Below are 20,499 nucleotides of genomic sequence, written 5' to 3'. Positions count from 1 at the left end.
AACGGAACGGACAAAAAAAGAGATATAATAGGAGGCTATTCTACATGGATTCTATCCTGACGATCGTTATCATCGTAGTAAGCTCTATTCTAGTGCTGCTCATGATAGAGCTCGTGATAAGAAATCGTTTATATAAAGATATTGAAGCACTTGAGCAGTGGAAACAAAAAATAAAAGATAAACCTGTTGCAGATGAGTTGAAACGGGTTAAGGATTTAAATATGACTGGCCAAACAGAAGAACTGTTTGGGAAATGGCGTGAAGAATGGGATGAAATTGTTACAAACCTTCTGCCAAAAGCTGATAAAACATTAGAAAGCGCCCAAAAGTCAGCCTCACAATTTTCCTTCCGAAAAGCAAAGCGTTTGATGAGTGAATCCATTCGTGATTTAGATGAAGCGGATAACCGCATTACGGAGATTTTAAATGAGCTGCAACAATTGTTAGAGAGCTATGAGAAAAATAGTTCGGAGATTGAAGAGTTACGTGATACATATCGTAGTATGAAAAAAAGTGTACTTGCTCATCGTCATATGTTTGGAAAATCTGAACAGAAAATTGAAGAGTTACTTGATATAGAACTGGCGAAATTTCAAGAATTTGATGAGACAACAGAAAACGGTGATTATTTAAAGGCGCGTGACATTGTAAAAAGTTTGGAAGATGGGTTAGCGAGCTTAGAAGTTATCATTCATGAAGTTCCTGATCTATTAGTCGAGTGTCAAGCGACATTACCAGTACAATTAGATGATTTATTACAAGGTCATGATGATATGAAGCGTCAAGGATATGTATTAAATCATTTAGAAATCCCTAAAGAATTACGAGATATGAACAAACAACTACAAACATGTCTGATTGATTTGGAAGAACTTCATATAACAGAAGCTAATGAGAAAATAGAGGGATTAAAAAAGCGTCTGGATACGTTGTATGATCAATTAGAACAAGAAGTGCATGCGAAGCATTATGTAGAGAAAAAATCAGTTGCAGTTTATGAAGATTTAGAGGAAATTCACGAAAAAGCAATTGAAACAAAATCCGAAACGCAATTTGTGAAACAAAGCTATCAGTTGCAAGATAAAGATATTGAGTCACAAAAATTGATTGAAAAACAAATGCATATTTTAATGAAGCGCTTTGAAGTATTGCAACTACGTGTTGCTGAGCAAGATATTGCTTTCTCTGTCATTCGTGAAGAACTGGAAGAGATTTATGAGCAATGTGAAACATTAAAGGTTCTTCATGTAGAATATAAAGAGATGTTGCAAACGATGCGTAAAGAAGAATTTGAGGCGCGTGAAAAGTTACAAGAAATGCGTCATATGATTGTAGAAGCAAAACGCTTTATGCAAAAGTCTAACTTACCAGGTCTTCCAGAAAGCATTATGGAAGATTTACAAAGAGGGCAAGAGGCAATGCAAGGTGTTTATGGACAGTTAGAATTAAAGCCGCTGAATATGCAGGTTGTAAATAGCATGTTAGAAGAAGCATATGCAATCGTAAATGGTGTATATGAAAAAACGCAGGAGTTAATTGGACAGGCGTATTTAGTAGAAAAGCTAATCCAATATGGTAATCGTTATCGTAGTCATGATACGGATTTAGCCCAAAGCTTAGAGAATGCAGAGAGATTGTTCCGTGAATATGAATATGATGCTGCCTTAGAACAAGCAGCTTCTGTTTTAGAACAACTTGAACCTGGTGTTGTTCAAAAGATTGCTGAATTTGTAGACAACGAACAAACCCCTTGATGAAAAAGGGGTTTGTTTTTTTGTGCTGGATTTGTGTAAATTCTAGAGCGATATTGCTATAATGAATAGCGGAATACAGCAGTGTTTTTCGTTTCAAAATATAAAATTATACTTTTATATTAAAAAATGAAACCTTTGAGTATGTTTAGCGTAATTACACGTGTTTGTGATATGATTATATGATGTGACAGCGCTGAAAGGAGAAGAACGATGATCTATTTTGATAATAGTGCGACAACGAAACCATATCCAGAAGTCCTTCAATCGTATGTAACGGTTGCAGGAAAATACTTTGGGAATCCTTCTTCTATTCATTCGCTCGGGGGAGAAGCAGAGCGTTTATTAACACAATCAAGAACGATTGCAGCGCAGCTTCTTCATGTTAAACCTTCCGAAATTATTTTCACATCGGGTGGAACGGAAGGAAATAACCTTGCGATTAAAGGAATAGCGATGAGGAATCGCTCTCGTGGTAAACATATTATTACAACAAATATTGAACACGCGTCTGTGTTTGAAGCATATAAACAATTAGAAGGGCTCGGTTTTGATGTAACATACTTACCTGTAAATGAACATGGTATTGTATCAGTAGAAAATGTAAAACGAGCGCTTCGTGAGGATACAATTCTTGTTTCAATGATTCATGTTAATAATGAAACAGGAGCGATTCAGCCTATTTCTGAAGTTGGTAAATTGCTAGCGAACTATCCGAAAATAAGATTCCATGTAGATCACGTGCAAGGGATCGGAAAAGTACCACTTGATCTATATGCTTCGCATATTGATCTTTGTTCGATATCGGGACATAAATTTCATAGCGTAAAGGGAACTGGACTTTTATATGTACGCGATGGAGTAAGATTAGATCCGATTTTATCAGGTGGTCAGCAGGAGCTCCGTTATCGTTCTGGTACAGAGAATTTACCTGGTATTGTGGCAATGGTAAAAGCGTTGCGTATGACAATGGAACATATGAAAGAAAAAAGTGACCGTTTACAGAAGTTACAAGCAGAGCTTGTCCGTTTCTTCGAGGGCATGGAAGATGTAACGATTAATACATCCCTTCAATATGCAGCACCGCATATTTTAAATGTATCATTCGTTGGTTTAAAACCAGAAGTAGTGGTTCATGCTCTAGAAGAACGAGACGTATATGTATCAACAAAATCAGCTTGTTCTTCAAAAGTAAATGAAGTAAGTCGCGTGTTAGAGTCAATGGGCGTGCCGCGTGCAGCAGCAGCAAGTGCAATTCGCATTAGTTTAGCATCTGAAAATACGATGGAAGAAGTAATGCAATTCGAAGAAATTATAAAAGAAACATTACCAAAATTATACGAAGTGATGAGGTAAAGAAACATGATGAAATATGAATATATTTTAGTGCGTTACGGTGAAATGACGACAAAAGGAAAAAATCGTTCTAAGTTTGTAAACACGTTAAAAGAGAACGTGAAATTTAAATTAAAGAAATTCCCAAATATCAAAATCGATGCAACACATGATCGCATGTACATTCAATTAAATGGTGAAGATCATGAGGCGATTGCAGAGAGATTACAAGACGTATTTGGTATTCATAAGTTTAATTTAGCGATGAAAGTACCATCAGAACTAGAAGAGATTAAAAAAGGTGCGCTAGCGGCTTTCTTACAAGTAAAAGGCGATGTGAAAACATTTAAAATTACAGTGCACCGTTCTTATAAACATTTCCCAATGCGAACGATGGAATTACTTCCTGAGATTGGCGGGTATATTTTAGATAATACAGAAGACATCACAGTGGACGTTCACAATCCAGATGTAAATGTTCGCGTAGAAATTCGCAGTGGTTATAGCTACATTATGTGTGATGAGCGCATGGGCGCAGGTGGCTTACCAGTTGGTGTAGGCGGAAAAGTTATGGTGCTTCTTTCTGGCGGAATCGATAGTCCAGTAGCTGCGTTCTTAACAATGAAGCGCGGTGTATCAGTGGAGGCTGTTCACTTCCATAGTCCACCTTTTACAAGTGAGCGTGCGAAGCAAAAAGTAATTGATTTAGCCCAAGAGTTAACGAAATACTGCAAACGTTTGACGCTTCACCTTGTTCCGTTTACGGAAGTGCAAAAAACAATTAATAAAGAAATTCCATCTAGTTATTCTATGACAGTAATGCGCCGTATGATGATGCGTATTACAGAGCGCATTGCAGAAGAGCGTAATGCACTTGCAATTACAACGGGTGAAAGTCTTGGACAAGTAGCGAGCCAAACGTTAGATAGTATGCATACTATTAATGAAGTGACAAACTATCCAGTCATTCGTCCGCTTATTACGATGGACAAACTAGAAATTATTAAAATTGCAAATCAAATTGGAACATATGATATTTCGATTCGTCCGTATGAAGACTGCTGTACAGTATTCACACCAGCGAGCCCAGCGACAAAGCCGAAGCGTGAAAAAGCAAATCGCTTTGAATCAAAATATGACTTTACACCACTTATTGAAACTGCTGTTGCTAATACAGAAAAAATAGTATTACAAACAGTAGAAGTGGCTGAAGAAGAACAATTTGAAGATCTTTTCTAAAAGTGCTTGTTCAAAAGGAGGATAAAGAGGGACGGGCAGTTCGAGACGCGGAGGTCAGGAGGATACGACGTGTAGAGTGAACTACATCAGTACCGGACTTTTTGAACATCTTTTAAAACCATAAATTACCATATCTAAAAATGTATGAAGTCCTATGGTTTATCACACTCTATACTCACAAGGAGGTGATACCATATGGCACGAAGCACAAATAAATTAGCGGTTCCTGGTGCTGAATCAGCATTAGACCAAATGAAATACGAAATCGCTCAAGAGTTCGGTGTTCAACTTGGAGCTGATTCAACATCTCGCGCTAACGGATCTGTTGGTGGCGAAATTACAAAACGTCTAGTTTCACTAGCTGAACAACAATTAGGCGGTTTCCACAAATAATCCCATATATGATGGCTTAGAAGGAGCGAGTTTCTCGCTCCTTCTTTTTTTGTCGAAGTACCATTAAAAAATTTGTCAAAAGAAGAGGGTTCAAAATTTACTGAAAATTCTTTATTATAGAAGGGAGACATAGAGATTAAGGAGGATGATTGTTATGAAGAGAGAGGAATTATTAGCGCCGCCGTCTTACAATTTAGTTGCGGAGATAGAAAAATATACAAATGAAAAAGAGAAACTTGCTTTAATTTGGCAGGATGACAAAGGGAATAGACGAGAGGTTACATACTTTGAATTAATAAAAGGTGCGAATAAAATTGGAAACGCTTTTATAAAGAGTGGCTTACAAAAAGGGGACAAGCTTCTCATTATGATGCCACGCCTAATTGAAGCGTATATGACGTACATTGCCGCAATTAAAGCCGGATTTGTGGTTATTCCAAGTTCAGAAATGCTTCGTAAAAAAGATATTGAATATCGCATTCAGCACGGAGAAGTAAAGGCAATTGTCAGTTATGGGCCGTATATCGAACAATTTGACGGTGTAGAGATGGTGGAGTCTCTTCAAAAGTTTGCGCTGAGCGAGCAGTCAGTAGATGGCTGGATCAATTTAAAAGACGTATTAGAAATAGAAAGTGACGAATTAGAGATGGCTAAGACAGACCGAGAAGATATGGTCTTTTTATCTTACACATCAGGAACAACAGGAAATCCAAAGGGCGTCGTTCATACACATGCTTGGGGCTACGCGCATTTACGTACAAGCGCTCCAAATTGGCTCGGAATAGAAGAGAATGATGTTGTATGGGCAACGGCTAGTCCAGGTTGGCAAAAGTGGATTTGGAGCCCGTTTTTAGCAACGCTCGGTTCTGGAGCAACAGGATTTGTATATCACGGTAAATTTGAACCGAAGACATATCTACAGTTATTAGATGATAATAAAGTGAACGTGCTTTGCTGTACGCCGACAGAGTATCGCTTAATGGCAAAAGTAGAGAACCTGCAGCAATATAATCTATCAGCGTTACATAGTGCTGTATCGGCAGGAGAGCCGCTGAACCGAGAGGTAATAGAAACATTCCAAAATCATTTTCATGTTACCGTCAGGGATGGTTATGGCCAAACAGAAAATACATTACTTGTTGGCGTTATGAAAGGAATGGAGATTAAGCCAGGGTCGATGGGGAAACCAACGCCAGGTAATCATGTAGATATTGTAGATGAAGAAGGAAAACCTGTATCCATTGGAGAAGTAGGAGATATTGCTGTTCATATTGAAACGCCAGCACTTTTTAAGCAATATTATAAAGATGATGAGCGGACAGCGATGCAATTCCGTGGTGATTATTATATTACAGGTGATAAAGCGAAAAAAGACGAAGAAGGTTATTTTTGGTTTGAGGGACGCGGTGATGATATTATCATTAGCTCTGGTTATACAATTGGGCCATTTGAAGTCGAAGATGCACTTGTGAAACACCCGTATGTAAGAGAGTGTGCTGTTGTGGCAAGTCCGGATGAAATCCGCGGAAGTGTCGTAAAGGCATTTATCGTTTTAAGAGAAAATGTACAAGAAAAAGAAGATACACTGATTCCTTTACTTCAAGAACATGTTAAAGAATTAACTGCACCATATAAATACCCTCGCAAAATTGAATTTGTAGACGAACTACCAAAAACAATTTCCGGAAAAATTAGACGCGTCGAACTTAGAAAACAAGAAATGGAATTAGGGCTAAAGTAAGAAAAAATGGAGTTAGATTGTTGCAAGTGCATGTAAGATTATGATACCATTTAAAGGAACGTATGTTCTTGTTGTGGCGTGAAATGATTACTAAAAAATTAGAAAAAGAGGTGCCTTTTATGATTTTAGGTATTAATCCGTATTTAGTTTTGGATGGTAATGGACAAGAAGCAGTGAAGTTTTATGAACATGCATTGGATGCAAAAGTTGAAGTCATTCAAACTTTTGGAGAAATGCCTGAAACTCCAGGATTTACTGTTCCAGATGAGGTGAAAGAACGCGTTTTACATGCGCATTTAAAAGTAGGTAATACAGACCTTATGATTTCAGATACATTCCCAGGTAAACCACACGAAATTGGATCGCAAGTAACGATAGCGATTAGATTAAGCGATGCAGAAAAGGCAAAAGAAGTATTTGGAAAATTACAAGATGGCGGTCAAGTAATTATGCCAATTCAAGAAACTTTCTGGAGCCCGGCGTATGGACAAGTAAAAGATAAATTTAACGTAGAATGGCAAGTAACAACAATCCCGGCTAATTAAAATTCATTTTTGGAAAAGCACCATGTTTGTAAAGTGGTGCTTTTTTTCTACACTTAAATTTCGTAGACTAAAAGAAAAAGGGGGGAGAAGATGGGGGAGATTTGGTTCGGTGGACATATTTATACAATGAGTGAAGAGAACGAAATGGTTGAAGCTGTGTATGTAGAAGATGGGATGATTATAGATACGGGGAATAAAAAAGAGTTAGAAAGTCGTTATGAGCCTGAGCGGGTGCATAATCTAGAAGGAAGAACGATGATTCCAGGCCTTGTGGATAGTCATATGCACCTTATTGGGCATGGAGAAAGGTTACTTCGATTAGATTTATCTGCATGCACGTCGTATCAGGAAATGCTTTTGCTCGTTAGAGAGCGGGTTAATGAAGCGGCAGAGGGTATTTGGGTTATTGGTGAGGGCTGGAACGAAAATAATTTCACAGATACTAAAAACGTCCATGTCCGTGATTTAGATGCGATTTCGAAAGAACATCCTATCTTATTAAAACGTGTTTGTCGACATGTTACATGGGTGAACTCTTACATACTTGACAAAGCAAATATAACGGTTGAGACGAAGGACCCAAAAGGCGGGAAAATTGGCCGGGATTCATCAAATGAATTAACAGGTCTTTTATATGAACAAGGCCAAGAATTAATTAAGCATCTTCAGCCTGAAATAGATGAAACATATTTACGAAGAGCACTAGAAACAGCTATTCGAGATTGTTGGAAGTACGGATTAGTGGGTGGACATACAGAGGATTTAAATTATTACGGCAGTTTTCGAAAAACGTACAATGCGTTTCCATACGTTATAAAAGAGACGCCTTTTAAAGCACATTTACTCGTTCATCATGAAGTGGCGGAAGAACGAAAAGAATATGAAAATGAGTATTATATTGAATTTGGAGCGATGAAGATTTTTTCTGATGGTTCTTTTGGCGGAAGAACGGCTTTATTAAGTGAACCGTATGAAGATGAGAAGGAAACAAATGGAGTAGCTATTTTTTCTCGTGAAGAGCTCGCGGAATTAGTGAAGAAAGCACGTAATCTACGGATGCCAGTTGCGATTCATACAATCGGTGATTTATCCCTTGAATATGTAATTGATGCACTGGAGTTATATCCTCCCGGAGAGGGGCTGCGTGATCGTATTATTCATTGTCAGCTTGCTCGTGAAGATTTAATTGAACGTATGAAGAACTTACAAGCAATCATTGATATTCAGCCTGTATTCGTCTCGTCTGATTTCCCATCTGTTATTGAAAAATTAGGAGAGCATCGTCTTCGTTATGCGTATGCTTGGAAAACATTGCTCCGTGCAGGTTTGCATTGCGGCGGTGGATCAGATGCCCCAATCGAGCAAGTAAATCCGTTTTTAGGGATGTATAGTGCCGTAACGCGCCGAAGTTTTATGGATGGAACATGTTATATACCAGAAGAGTGTCTATCGGTATTTGAAGCTGTTTCACTCTTTACGACCGGAAGTGCATATACGATTGGAAAAGAAAACGAGCGTGGCAAAATCGCCCAAGGGTATGAAGCGGATTTCACCATAATGGACCGTAATGTATTTGAAATTGAAGTAGAAGACATAAAAAATATACAAGTTACGGCAACTGTAATAGATGGTCAGATTGTGTATCAAAAATAATAGCGACCGTTCGAAAATATGTGACGCAAAAATGAGTGCTAGGGAATCTCCTAGCACTCATTTTTTATCTTATAAAAACGTTCTTTGTACTTTTTCCCAGAACGAATTATTTTTTAGTTTTACTGTTTTAATTTGTTTATCACTTAAACGAACAACTGCTTTCTCGACTTGTTTAATGCTAAGCGCTTCATTATCCATTCCGATAACAGGGTAATCATTACCGTCTGGAGCAAGCTTTAACGTTAATGTACGTTCATGATTTAAGATGAACGGTGATCCAAGTGTACGGTATGTGTTGTTATTTAAAGAAGCAAGTTCGCTTATTTGGAAGCATGGAATTAATGGATCAACAACTGCGCCGTGCAATGATTTATTATAAGCTGTACTTCCTGTCGGTGTAGAGATGACTAAACCGTCTCCTCTAAATGTTTCGAAATATAAATCATCAACATGTACATCAACTACAAATGTTTTAATGATGCTAGAGCGTAAAGAAAACTCGTTTAAACAATGGAAAGATGTGTCATGATCAACATCTATTTGAATTGTTGGATATTTTCGCACTTCAATTTCATTTTGTGTAATTTCTTGAAGGGCTGTATCGACATGGTCAATATGGAAATCACAGTAGAAAGAAATTTCATCTTTCGTAGAAACCCCTGCATATAAGCAATCTTCTCTAAAACCTGTTTTACGAACGGCTTGTAAGAAGGTGCCGTCATCTCCAACACTGACGATAGCGTTTGCATTTTTTGGATGATCTAATATGGTAAATCCATTTTCCTCTAAAATACGACATATTGGCTTCATTTTTTCGACAAGCGTTGCTTTGTCATCACCATAAAAGAAAAATAAATTGCGGCGATCTGTCATTGTGTATCCCTCCATTGCAGTCAAATTTAACGTGGTGCTCCATTAGAAAAATTCTGATGGTATGCTCAAATAATATATTTCGATATAAAATGTCAAAATCCCTCTTTGTTTTTAGAAAAATTTTTATATTCAATTTTATAACTGCTTGTTTAATCCTGTTTGAACCTGTCGATAATGGATGTGGAGTGAAAGGATGATACAAATGAAGTGGTTTGTGATTGGAATTGGAATTCTTCTCTTGCTCGTTTTACTTATACTATTGTCGAAACTATCGATTAAAGTGACGTTTTTATATTCAGAAATGGAGAAACAATGTTTATTTCAAGTGAAAATATGGATGATTCGATATACATTTGATGTGCTGGAAAGAATTGAAAAACAACAAAAAAAGACCGAACAAAAAATTGAAAAGGCAGAGAAAGATGGCGGTATAGAAAATAAAATTATGGCGCAACTTGATAGTATCGGGGAACTGATAAAAAAGCTTCAAGAAATCCATACTATCATTAAAGGTTTTCTTAAAAAAGTGAAAATCAATAAGTGGAGATGGCATTCGCAAATTGGAACTGGGGATGCAGCTAGTACTGGAATTGTTACTGGATATGCATGGGGAATAAAAGGAATGACTGCGGGGGCCTTGGGACAATATACACATGTTATCGATGTACCGGAGTTTGAGATTACGCCTGTGTTTCAAGGGAAGGGATTTGCATCGAAAGGTGAATTAACAGCATCCTTTCATATATATCGTGCCCTAGTAGCAGGGGTGAAGTTACTCTTGTTTATGAGAAAACAAAGATCTGGTATAACAGAAAAATCTGTACAAGCATAGGGGGATAAAATGGATCATCCAATTCAAGGTTTAATGACAACTGCAATGCAGCATTTAAAACAAATGACTGATGTAAATACAATTATCGGCGATCCAATTAAAGCGGCTGATGGGAGCGTCATTTTAACGGTTTCTAAAGTGAGCTTTGGGTTTGCTGCTGGCGGGAGCGAGTTTGGAAAAGTAGAAAGCTCCGGTCGTCATCCATTTGGAGGAGGGAGTGGTGGTGGTGTCTCCATTAACCCAGTCGCTTTTCTCGTTATAAATGGACAAGGCGTAAAAGTATTACACTTAGATCAACAGACACATGTGATTGATAAAATCCTTGAGTTAGCACCTCAAGCTGTTGATAAAGTGAAGGAAATGATGGAGAAGCGAAAAGGCGACGAACCAGAATTTGAAATATAGAGGATGAATTTCTGAGAAGAAGGGATAAATAAAGGCCCTTCTTTTTTTGTGCTGAATTATGAAAGTGGCATCTTTTTTGAAAAAATATATAAGTTGAGTTAGTTTCATTTGTATTTTAGAATCATTATGACTATTATTAACACTATACATACTTTGTTTTATTAAAAGGAGGATTTTCAAGTGACAAACGTAACTTTTAAAGGTAACCCAATCACTTTAGTTGGAACAGAAGTTAAAGTTGGCGATCAAGCGCCAAACTTCCAAGTGCTAGCAAACGACTTATCTCCAGTAAGTTTAGAAACATACAAAGGTCAAGTGAAATTAATTAGTGTTGTACCATCTATCGACACAGGTGTATGCGATGCGCAAACTCGTCGTTTTAACCAAGATGCAGCTGGTATTGAAAACACAAAAGTATTAACAATTAGTGTAGACCTACCATTCGCTCAAAAACGCTGGTGTGCAGCGAACGGCTTAGAAAATGTAGCAACACTTTCTGACCACCGTGACCTTTCATTCGGTGAAGCTTACGGTGTAGTAATGAAAGAACTTCGTTTACTTGCTCGTGCAGTATTCGTAGTAGACAGCAACGACAAAGTAGTTTACGTAGAATACGTAAGCGAAGGTACAAGCCATCCAAATTACGAAGCAGCATTAGAAGCAGCAAAAGCTGCTAAGTAATGTAAATGAAGGCGACCTCTATGTAAGAGGTCGTTTTTTCTCATATAGTGCCGAACGCCGATGTACTGAAAAAGCGCTGATATATAAGAAGAAACAGTCGATATAAAATTAAAATCTAAGAAGGGAGCTCTTAAAAAGGGGTCGCTTTTTCTTTTGGCAAAAAATTAGATTGTGGTATGATATAAGTTATGTGTAATTGACAGAAGGAGGAATGTACGTGAGTCAGACAGTAGAAACATTATTTTCTATTTTTGATTCTTCTACCGTAATTTTACGTAAAGAATTGGATGTAACCTATTTAGAAGCGCTTGTGGAAACAGGAGATAATCTGTTTGAAGGAGCGGTTCTACAAGAAGAATTATCTGAATCAACAATTGAACGGTTGAATCGTGAATATAGTAAGTTTAATGAAGAAAAATATAAAAGCGAGGAAATTCGCAAATCATTTCAACTTGCGATTCTAAAAGGAATGAAAGAAGGCGTGCAAGCCAATCACGAAATGACGCCTGATGCAGTTGGAATGTTTATGAGCTACTTATTCCATAAATTTATGAAAGATCAAAAAGAAATCGTTGTTTTAGATCCTGCGATTGGGACAGGGAACTTAATGACGACAATTTTTAATGGTGCTCAAGAAGGTGCAACGATAAGTGGATTTGGTGTAGATGTGGATGATTTACTTGTTAGACTTGCTTTAGCGAATGCGAATTTACAAAAGCGAGCAATCGAGTTCTTCAATCAAGATGGACTAGCACCGCTTTATATTGACCCAGTAGATGCGGTTGTTTGTGATTTACCAGTTGGATTTTATCCAAACGAAATTGGCGCAAGTGAATATACTCTTAAAGCAGATGAAGGAATGTCTTATGCACATCACTTATTTATTGAACAAAGTGTGAAACATACAAAAGAAGGTGGCTATTTATTCTTCTTAGTACCAAACTTTATCTTTGAAAGTGATCAAGCGCCAAAATTACATGCATTTATTAAAGAAACAAGCTTTATTCAAGGACTATTACAGCTTCCTGTTTCCATGTTTAAAAACGAGAAAAATGCAAAAAGTATATTTGTTCTCCAAAAGAAAGGTCCAAATGTAACAATGCCGAAACAAGCTTTGTTAGTGGAGTTGCCTAAATTTTCCAACATGAAGGCGATGGAGAATATTATGGATCAATTAAATACTTGGTTTGCAACGTATAAATAGTAATATATGTAACAGGAGTACTCTTAGATATAGTACAGTTTTGTATTGTGTGTAATAATTTTTAATATATACAAGATAAAACTGAATTTTTTTGAAATCTGTAATATATATTTTTTCTTGGTGTTACAATTTTTTCACTTGAAATATATGTCGTACGATGTTTAAATTAAATTCGTGAGTATAAAATTTACTGGGGATGAAACGTTTTCATCTTTGGTATATTTAAACAGATAAAATCGAGCGGTTTGTGGTCTCATCCACACAACTACCAAGAGAAAAAAGGGGCGAAAGACTAGATGTCAAAAATCATCGCGATTAATGCAGGAAGCTCTTCCTTGAAATTCCAATTATTTGAAATGCCAAGTGAAACAGTATTAACAAAAGGTTTAGTAGAACGTATCGGTTTAGAAGATAGTATCTTCACAATTACTGTGAACGGTGAAAAACAAACAGAAGTAACAAGTATACCAGACCATGGAGTAGCAGTTAATATGTTACTTAACAAATTAACTGAAAACGGAATCGTGAAATCTCTTGATGAGATTAGCGGTATCGGTCACCGCGTTGTACACGGCGGCGAAAAGTTTGATGATTCTGCTTTAATTACTGACGAAGTATTAGCGGAAATCGAAAATTTAAGCGAATTAGCACCACTTCATAATCCAGCACACGTTGTTGGTATTAAAGCATTCCAAGCGGTACTTCCAAACGTACCAGCAGTTGCAGTATTCGATACAGCATTCCATCAAACAATGCCGGAAGAATCTTTCTTATACAGCTTACCATATGAATACTATGAGAAATATGGTGTTCGTAAATACGGTTTCCACGGAACGTCTCATAAATATGTAACACAGCGTGCAGCTGAATTATTAGGTCGTCCACTTGAAAGCTTACGTTTACTTTCTTGCCACTTAGGTAACGGTGCAAGTATCGCAGCTGTAGAAGGCGGAAAGTCTATCGATACTTCTATGGGCTTCACTCCACTTGCTGGTGTAACAATGGGTACACGTTCTGGTAACCTTGATCCTGCGTTAATTCCATACCTAATGGAAAAAACAGGACAATCTGTAGAAGAAGTTCTAAACGTATTAAACAAGAAAAGTGGTATGCTAGGTCTTTCTGGATTCTCTAGTGACTTACGTGACATCGAACAAGCGGAAAAAGAAGGAAATCACCGTGCAGAGGTAGCGTTAGATATATTCGTAGAGCGTATTCATAAATATATCGGTTCTTATGCAGCTCGTATGAAAGGTGTAGACGCAATCATCTTTACAGCTGGTATTGGAGAAAACAGTTCTCTAATCCGTGAGCGTGTATTAGAAGGCCTTGAGTTTATGGGAGTATACTTCGATCCGAAACGTAACAATGTTCGTGGCGAAGAAGCATTCATCAGCTTCCCTCACTCTCCAGTGAAAATTATTATAATTCCAACTGACGAAGAGGTTATGATTGCTCGTGACGTATTACGTCTTGGAAATATTGGTTAATATATGAATAAAAGACGGGATCCTATAGGATTCCGTCTTTTATTTTTGTTGCGAGAAAATGTATGATTCCATTTGGATACAAAGTTTTTTCTTGCCCGAGAAATGCTGTAATGGGAATCCACTTTGCATATGCACTTCGTTCGTTATCTTGCATAGGTATCATTTCACTTCCATATAATGATGTATCTGTAAAATGAAGCGAGTACAATTGAATAATCTCATGTCCGGCTTCCTCACCTACATAAAAGATATTTTCAAGACATCCTAAGTAAGTTGTAATTTCTACTTGTGCATTAATTTCTTCCTTAAATTCACGAATCACTGTTTGATCTGATTTCTCTCCAAATTCAATAGAACCGCCGAGTGGTCTGTAATATGTTTGAATTTCTGTTTGATATTCTTGAACAAGAATACGCTTGTTATGGAGTAGGATTCCAAATGCCTTTGCGCGTGGGTACATATTATAACCTCCTATATATTGGATAAATATATGTTTAGCCTATCAGATTTGTAAAGAAAAATCTGAAATATGTTACAATAGAACAAAATTGAGCGAGGTGGTTGTTACGATGCGATCGAAGCGAGAACAAGCCATTTTACAAGAGGTTAAAAATTGGGAAGGACAGCTATTGGAACAGGAGTCAACCGATTTTCAAAAGATGTTTGATAAGTGGTTGCATACTTCAGTTGCAAAGGTTCCGGAGAAAAAGCGAAAAGAATTTTTTGCGAAAGCAGACGGATGGTTATTCCATCTTCATGCATTGATTCAAAGTTCACAATCGCAGCTTGATGCGCGAAATCGTATTTTAGGAACAGCGCGGTTGTTTGATGAATCGATTGAACAGCTAGGAGAATTGAAAGCATTATCCATTGATCAACTAACATATATAGCAGAGCAACAGACCGCGCGTCATCGTTTATATTCTTTTGTACAGGGAGGAGCAACTGGAGTCGGTGGTTTATTATTGTTGACAGCTGATTTTCCGGTCATGATTGCGTTAAATGTAAAGGCAGTTCAACTTATTGCAACATCATTTGGTCATGATGTGAACAAGCCATATGAAATGATGCTCGCTTTAAAAGTATTCCATGCTGCCTTACTGCCAGCAAGGCTTCAGCAATATGCTTGGTATAACTTGCTTCAGGAGCTAGAACAAGAGGATTCGTTCTTTTATGAAGGGGAAGAAGAAGTATTAAAACCAGCTTCTACAGAAATTTTGTTAAAACAAATTTTGAAGACTTTTTCTATTTATGCGCTTCGACGTAAACTATTTCAAGGTATTCCTGTATTAGGGATGGCGATTGGTTCTACGGTGAATTACCGTCTAACAAGGAATGTAACAGAATTTGCAACCAGGTTCTACCAAGTGCGTTACATAGTAGAAAAAGAAAAAAGAGCATAAAAAAAGCGAGAGGCCAAGGCCTTTCGCTTTTAGTTTGTTGCATGTTGTTTTGATATTGGAATAGATACTGTTTTCTTTTCTTCTGCTGGATAATAAATTAAATCGAGCGTCTTTGCCTGCACAGCAATTGAAAGAATAGTAAAAGCAATTTCTGTCCAAGTTAAATAATATAATGAAAGTGTAAGTACAATCGCATCAAAGACGAAGAAAATCTGACCAATTGTAAATCGAGTTTTTTTACTTAGTACAATTGTTAAAATATCGTCTCCACCGGTTGAACCACCAAATCGCAATATAAAACCGAGTCCAATCCCAGCCAGCGCACCACCTAGTACTGCAGCTATCCATAAATGATTTGATAAATCTACTGTAAATGGAGAATAGTTTTCCATTAAAGAATAAAATACTCCGAATGAAATCGATCCTATAAATGAATAACCAACCATCTTTTTACCTAAAAATGTAGCACATAGCAAAATAATCGGGATATCCATTATTACAGTTGAAATTGATGGTGAAATATCAAAAAAGTTTTGGATAAATAGTGCAATTCCTACAAAGCCACCCTCAGTTAAGTGGTTTTGAAAATGAATGTGATATAGTGCTGCTGATAAAATAAATGAACCGATTAAAAGCATAAAAATTTCTTTAATAATTTGTCGACTTTGGATGTTCCTCATCGTTATTCCTTCTTTCCGTAGTTAGTAGTTCTTTTCATCTTGTAAACTAACTACGAGCTCATATAGCCTTCAGTTAGTTTACATCAAACTAACTACGCTATATATCGCTGAAGAAATAACGAATAATCCTCTCGTCCATCAATTCTCCCTACTTTCGTTTTAGTTTAAGTCTAAAAACGACTAAACAAAACTTTGAGTAGGATTGGTTATTTAGCAATCCTGCCTTCTTCTTCGTTTTGTTTAGTAATTATCAATAAAGGCCTAAACAAAACGCTATGTGTAAGAAGAGTCTTTTCGTTGCCAAATTATCCTTCGGGCAATCATAATTTCCCCACTCTCGTATTTTTTTCGCTAGACTAAAGTATCTGAGCAAAAAAATACGCTACGTGTAAGATTCGTCAATTCGATGCCACATGCTCCTTCGAGCGATCATGATATCAAAATCCTTTCTGTAAAAGATTTTATATTATTATATCATACTTTCAAAAAATGTATGCGGATGGAAACCGACAATAACCGGAGAAAAACTACATAATTTGTAATTTTATGGGAATTATGCTGCTATTTTTAAATGTTTTTGCAAAATAGTCCTATTTGTTTAGGAGTTGGGAGAGGATGTCCAATAAGTAATAAGAAAGAAGTACTGAAATTTACTCACTTGTTTCCTGTTTGTCACTTTTTTCTTTGAAAAAAGCATCCCAGTTAATGGGGGATAAAAATTAAACTTCCTGTAGAGTCATGTTTCTGTACAAATTCTTTTCGTTAGTATATGACGCGGGGAATGTATATTGTGTTATTTTTTTACAAAAATAAGTTTGTATGAGAGTATATTTGTATAGATGGATGAATGGTAAGGGAGGGGATAGTATGTTCAAAGATATGTTCAAAAGAAAAGAATTAGTATGTTCTCTTTGTCAAAAAAAAATTCAATATGAAGAAGAATTGGTTGCCTTTGTAAAGTTACCAAAAGAAAGGAATCTGTTAGTAGGTCCTTTTGATGTATGCTTAGCGAAATCAGCGAAAAATATATATTGCAAGCCTTGTTATGAAAAAAAAGCATGACCCACAGTAAATGAGGTCATGCTTCTTTTATTGATGCGCTTTTCCCTCAGACACATGTTGAGTAAGACGATACCATAGCCATAAATCGTTAATGATAGAGGCAAGATCGGCAATCTCAGAATTGAGTTTACAAGAAATCTCAAAATTTTCCTCGTTATTTAAACGCTGTTGTTTTTGATTAATATGATATTCCAGTTCTTTTATACGATCAGGTATTTTTCCACGAATTTGTTCCCATTTTAATAAAATTGCATGCTGCATGTTTTCAGGGATATCTTCCCATTCTTCTTGTAGTTCAGGTACTTCTATTCCTAGGTGTTCATCGTATATAAAATATTGTTCCATATAGACACCCCCATTTTCTGTTTCCATTGTACCGAAAAAAAGAAAGAAGTTCGATGAAATTGTTAGAATTTTTTTTGTTAATATCCCTTGATTCATTTTATAAAAGGTGTTAAAGTTTGAATTATTATTAATTATAATGAATATTTATTCTTTAGGGGGATATAAAATGGAGAAGAAAAAAGTTGTGTTAGCATATTCCGGAGGTCTTGATACTTCCGTTGCAATTAAATGGTTACAAGATAAAAATTATGATGTTATTGCGCTTTGCTTAGATTTAGGGGAAGGTAAAGATTTAGATTTTGTAAAAGAAAAAGCACTTTCAGTAGGCGCAGTTAAATCTTACATGATTGATGTTCAAGAAGAATTTGCGAATGAATATGCATTGATGGCGCTACAAGGTCATACGTTATACGAAGGGAAATATCCACTTGTTTCTGCATTATCTCGTCCGTTAATTGCAAAAAAACTTGTAGAAATTGCGGAGCAGGAAGGAGCAAGTGCTGTCGCACATGGATGTACAGGAAAAGGGAATGACCAAGTTCGTTTTGAAGTTTCTATTCAAGCATTAAATCCGTATTTAGAAGTAATTGCGCCAGTACGTGAATGGAAATGGTCACGTGAAGAAGAGATTGCGTACGCGAAAGAAAATGATGTTCCGATCCCAATCAATTTAGATAGCCCGTTCTCAATTGACCAAAACTTATGGGGACGCAGTAATGAATGTGGAATTTTAGAAGATCCGTGGGCAGCGCCTCCAGAAGATGCATATGAAATGACATTAGCATTAGAAGATACACCGAATAAACCAGAGTTTGTGGAAATTGGATTTGAAGCAGGGGTACCAACAACATTAAATGGCATTTCTTATTCACTTTCAGAACTAATCAAAACGTTAAACACTCTTGCTGGAAAACATGGGGTTGGGCGTATTGATCATGTGGAAAACCGCCTTGTTGGGATTAAATCACGTGAAGTATATGAATGTCCAGCAGCAATGACGTTACTTACAGCACATAAAGAGTTAGAAGATTTAACGCTTGTAAAAGAAGTAGCTCATTTTAAACCAATGATCGAGCAAAAATTAACGGAATTAATTTATAACGGTTTATGGTTCTCGCCTTTAAAACAAGCGCTTGTTGCTTTCTTACAAGAAACACAAAAAACAGTAACAGGTACAGTACGTGTGAAATTATTTAAAGGTCATGCAATTGTAGAAGGACGTAAATCAGAATACTCTCTATATGATGAAAAATTAGCAACATATACAGTGGATGATGAATTTAACCATGATGCTGCAGTTGGCTTTATTTCTTTATTTGGTCTTCCAACAAAAGTATACAGCCAAGTAAATCAGAAGAAGGTGGAAGCGTGAGCAAACTTTGGGGAGGTCGTTTTACAGCAGAAGCAGAAGAGTGGGTCGAGGAGTTTGGGGCTTCCATCTCCTTTGACCAAAAATTAGTGGTAGAAGATATAGAAGGAAGTATCGCTCACGTTACGATGCTTGCGAGGCAGGGGATTGTGACAAAAGAAGAAGCAGAGAAAATTAAAGAAGGCCTTCAACATTTATTAGAAAAAGCGAAAGTAAATGAGTTAACTTTTTCAGTAGATGCTGAGGATATTCATTTAAACATTGAAAAAATGTTAATTGAACAAATTGGTGACGTTGGTGGAAAGCTTCATACAGGAAGAAGTCGTAATGATCAAGTTGCGACAGATATGCATTTATATTTACGTAATAAAGTGAAAGATATTATAAAGGCAACGAAACAACTGCAATCGGTTCTTGTTCATCAAGCAGAGAAGAATATTGAAACGATTATGCCGGGGTATACACATTTACAGCGTGCACAGCCAATTTCGTTTGCTCATCATGTACTTGCATATTTTTGGATGTTAGAGCGCGATGTAAATCGTTATGAGGATTCACTGGGGCGCATTAATATTTCTCCGCTTGGCGCGGGTGCTCTTGCGGGAACTACATTTCCGATTGACCGTACGTATAGCGCAGAGCTTCTCGGCTTTGAAGGAATCTATGAAAATAGTTTAGATGCAGTGAGTGATCGCGATTTCATACTAGAGTTTCTTAGTAATTCGTCCATACTAATGATGCATTTATCACGCTTTTGTGAAGAGCTCATTTTATGGAGCAGCCAGGAGTTTCAATTTATTGAAATGAGTGACCAGTATGCAACAGGAAGCAGCATTATGCCGCAAAAGAAAAATCCTGATATGGCTGAACTCATTCGTGGTAAAACAGGAAGAGTATACGGCAATCTATTTAGCTTGTTAACGGTAATGAAAGGATTACCGCTTGCTTATAATAAAGACTTGCAAGAAGACAAAGAAGGTATGTTTGATACGGTGAAAACAGTAGAAGGCTGCCTGCACATTATGGCTGGCATGCTAGAAACGATGACTGTAAACAAAGAAAAAATGGGGCAAGCTGTAACACAAGACTTCTCCAATGCAACAGAAATTGCTGATTACTTAGCAAACAAAGGACTTCCATTCCGTCAGGCGCATGAAATTGTTGGAAAGCTCGTTCTTCATTGTACGCAAAAAGGAATCTATTTATTAGATGTACCGTTAGAAACATATCAAGAAATGAGTTCGTTATTTGAAGAAGATTTATATGAAGTTCTTTCGCCATATGCAGCGGTAAAACGTCGTAATAGTGCAGGTGGAACAGGATTCGAACAAATTCAAAATGCACTGGAAAAAGCGAAGGTGTTAGTGGGAGAGACTGTAAATTTATAAGGATGAGAGGATACCCCGCTCCATATAGGAGCGGGGTATCCTTTTTTTTACTAGAAAAAATAATAAGTGTGTTAAAGGAGAAAGGAGTTTCGCAATCTTAAGTTGAAATT

The 20,499-nt window shown here is 36.9% G+C and carries 20 protein-coding genes; 16 read left to right on the top strand and 4 right to left on the bottom strand.

What is annotated here, in order from left to right:
- The first annotated feature begins 44 nt into the window (after positions 1 to 44).
- The 7 genes from ezrA (at position 45) to QRY57_RS22825 (ending at position 8,657) form a co-directional block, all read left to right on the top strand.
- Positions 45 to 1,754 carry a septation ring formation regulator EzrA gene (gene ezrA, locus QRY57_RS22855; RefSeq protein ID WP_286016167.1) on the top strand — a complete coding sequence of 570 codons (1,710 nt, stop codon included), beginning with the start codon at positions 45 to 47 and terminating at the stop codon, positions 1,752 to 1,754.
- A 210-nt stretch (positions 1,755 to 1,964) separates the two neighbouring features.
- Positions 1,965 to 3,107 (top strand): cysteine desulfurase family protein, encoded by a 1,143-nt coding sequence (locus QRY57_RS22850; RefSeq protein WP_090687912.1) that lies wholly within the window; start codon positions 1,965 to 1,967, stop codon positions 3,105 to 3,107.
- A 6-nt stretch (positions 3,108 to 3,113) separates the two neighbouring features.
- Positions 3,114 to 4,325: a tRNA uracil 4-sulfurtransferase ThiI gene (gene thiI, locus QRY57_RS22845; protein WP_208017331.1), complete on the top strand. Its 1,212-nt coding sequence runs from the start codon at positions 3,114 to 3,116 to the stop codon at positions 4,323 to 4,325.
- Between the two features lie 195 nt (positions 4,326 to 4,520).
- Positions 4,521 to 4,718, top strand: coding sequence for an alpha/beta-type small acid-soluble spore protein (locus QRY57_RS22840; RefSeq protein ID WP_017153881.1), 198 nt, complete (start codon positions 4,521 to 4,523; stop codon positions 4,716 to 4,718).
- A gap of 154 nt (positions 4,719 to 4,872) precedes the next feature.
- Positions 4,873 to 6,459: an acyl-CoA synthetase MbcS gene (gene mbcS / locus QRY57_RS22835; RefSeq protein ID WP_286016166.1), complete on the top strand. Its 1,587-nt coding sequence runs from the start codon at positions 4,873 to 4,875 to the stop codon at positions 6,457 to 6,459.
- Positions 6,460 to 6,578: 119 nt separating this feature from the next.
- Positions 6,579 to 7,004, top strand: a complete 426-nt coding sequence (locus QRY57_RS22830) for a VOC family protein (RefSeq protein ID WP_026593680.1) — start codon at positions 6,579 to 6,581, stop codon at positions 7,002 to 7,004.
- 90 nt (positions 7,005 to 7,094) lie between these two features.
- The gene (locus QRY57_RS22825) at positions 7,095 to 8,657 is read left to right on the top strand and encodes an amidohydrolase (protein WP_286016165.1); all 1,563 of its coding nucleotides are present in this window, start codon (positions 7,095 to 7,097) and stop codon (positions 8,655 to 8,657) included.
- A 69-nt stretch (positions 8,658 to 8,726) separates the two neighbouring features.
- Here the strand turns inward: QRY57_RS22825 and QRY57_RS22820 are convergent, their stop codons facing one another.
- Positions 8,727 to 9,530 carry an NAD kinase gene (locus QRY57_RS22820; protein ID WP_026593678.1) on the bottom strand — a complete coding sequence of 268 codons (804 nt, stop codon included), beginning with the start codon at positions 9,528 to 9,530 and terminating at the stop codon, positions 8,727 to 8,729.
- Between the two features lie 193 nt (positions 9,531 to 9,723).
- Between QRY57_RS22820 and QRY57_RS22815 the strand changes: the two genes are divergently transcribed.
- From QRY57_RS22815 to QRY57_RS22795, 5 genes are all read left to right on the top strand, one after another.
- Entirely contained in the window at positions 9,724 to 10,362 is a 639-nt protein-coding gene (locus tag QRY57_RS22815; RefSeq protein ID WP_286016164.1) for a DUF2953 domain-containing protein, read from the top strand.
- A gap of 9 nt (positions 10,363 to 10,371) precedes the next feature.
- Positions 10,372 to 10,767 carry a GerW family sporulation protein gene (ytfJ, locus tag QRY57_RS22810; protein WP_026593676.1) on the top strand — a complete coding sequence of 132 codons (396 nt, stop codon included), beginning with the start codon at positions 10,372 to 10,374 and terminating at the stop codon, positions 10,765 to 10,767.
- A 180-nt stretch (positions 10,768 to 10,947) separates the two neighbouring features.
- A complete protein-coding gene (tpx, locus tag QRY57_RS22805) occupies positions 10,948 to 11,448 on the top strand; it encodes a thiol peroxidase (protein WP_208017335.1) in 501 nt (166 codons plus the stop codon).
- 217 nt (positions 11,449 to 11,665) lie between these two features.
- Complete coding sequence (locus QRY57_RS22800) at positions 11,666 to 12,652, top strand: class I SAM-dependent methyltransferase (RefSeq protein WP_286016163.1); 987 nt, start codon at positions 11,666 to 11,668, stop codon at positions 12,650 to 12,652.
- A gap of 296 nt (positions 12,653 to 12,948) precedes the next feature.
- Positions 12,949 to 14,142 carry an acetate kinase gene (locus QRY57_RS22795; protein WP_090687899.1) on the top strand — a complete coding sequence of 398 codons (1,194 nt, stop codon included), beginning with the start codon at positions 12,949 to 12,951 and terminating at the stop codon, positions 14,140 to 14,142.
- Positions 14,143 to 14,164: 22 nt separating this feature from the next.
- Here the strand turns inward: QRY57_RS22795 and QRY57_RS22790 are convergent, their stop codons facing one another.
- Positions 14,165 to 14,602: an NUDIX hydrolase gene (locus QRY57_RS22790; protein WP_286016162.1), complete on the bottom strand. Its 438-nt coding sequence runs from the start codon at positions 14,600 to 14,602 to the stop codon at positions 14,165 to 14,167.
- Positions 14,603 to 14,711: 109 nt separating this feature from the next.
- Between QRY57_RS22790 and QRY57_RS22785 the strand changes: the two genes are divergently transcribed.
- A complete protein-coding gene (locus QRY57_RS22785) occupies positions 14,712 to 15,545 on the top strand; it encodes an EcsC family protein (RefSeq protein WP_286016161.1) in 834 nt (277 codons plus the stop codon).
- Positions 15,546 to 15,574: 29 nt separating this feature from the next.
- Here the strand turns inward: QRY57_RS22785 and QRY57_RS22780 are convergent, their stop codons facing one another.
- Entirely contained in the window at positions 15,575 to 16,225 is a 651-nt protein-coding gene (locus QRY57_RS22780; RefSeq protein ID WP_026593670.1) for a YitT family protein, read from the bottom strand.
- 867 nt (positions 16,226 to 17,092) lie between these two features.
- Between QRY57_RS22780 and QRY57_RS22775 the strand changes: the two genes are divergently transcribed.
- Complete coding sequence (locus QRY57_RS22775) at positions 17,093 to 17,287, top strand: hypothetical protein (RefSeq protein ID WP_286016160.1); 195 nt, start codon at positions 17,093 to 17,095, stop codon at positions 17,285 to 17,287.
- A 27-nt stretch (positions 17,288 to 17,314) separates the two neighbouring features.
- Here the strand turns inward: QRY57_RS22775 and QRY57_RS22770 are convergent, their stop codons facing one another.
- On the bottom strand, positions 17,315 to 17,632 hold the full coding sequence (locus QRY57_RS22770; RefSeq protein ID WP_026593668.1) for a radical SAM protein: 318 nt from the start codon (positions 17,630 to 17,632) through the stop codon (positions 17,315 to 17,317).
- A gap of 166 nt (positions 17,633 to 17,798) precedes the next feature.
- Between QRY57_RS22770 and QRY57_RS22765 the strand changes: the two genes are divergently transcribed.
- Both QRY57_RS22765 and argH read left to right on the top strand, forming a co-directional pair.
- Positions 17,799 to 19,004, top strand: coding sequence for an argininosuccinate synthase (locus tag QRY57_RS22765; RefSeq protein ID WP_090687891.1), 1,206 nt, complete (start codon positions 17,799 to 17,801; stop codon positions 19,002 to 19,004).
- Positions 19,001 to 20,389, top strand: coding sequence for an argininosuccinate lyase (argH, locus tag QRY57_RS22760; RefSeq protein WP_286016159.1), 1,389 nt, complete (start codon positions 19,001 to 19,003; stop codon positions 20,387 to 20,389). Before QRY57_RS22765 ends, argH begins: the two co-directional genes overlap by 4 nt.
- Positions 20,390 to 20,499: the final 110 nt, after the last annotated feature.

The organism is Bacillus arachidis, assembly GCF_030285945.1.
Taxonomy (GTDB): domain Bacteria; phylum Bacillota; class Bacilli; order Bacillales; family Bacillaceae_G; genus Bacillus_A; species Bacillus_A arachidis.
The sequence above is the reverse complement of the archived record's forward strand: the minus strand, read 5'-3'. Positions and strand labels throughout refer to the sequence as shown.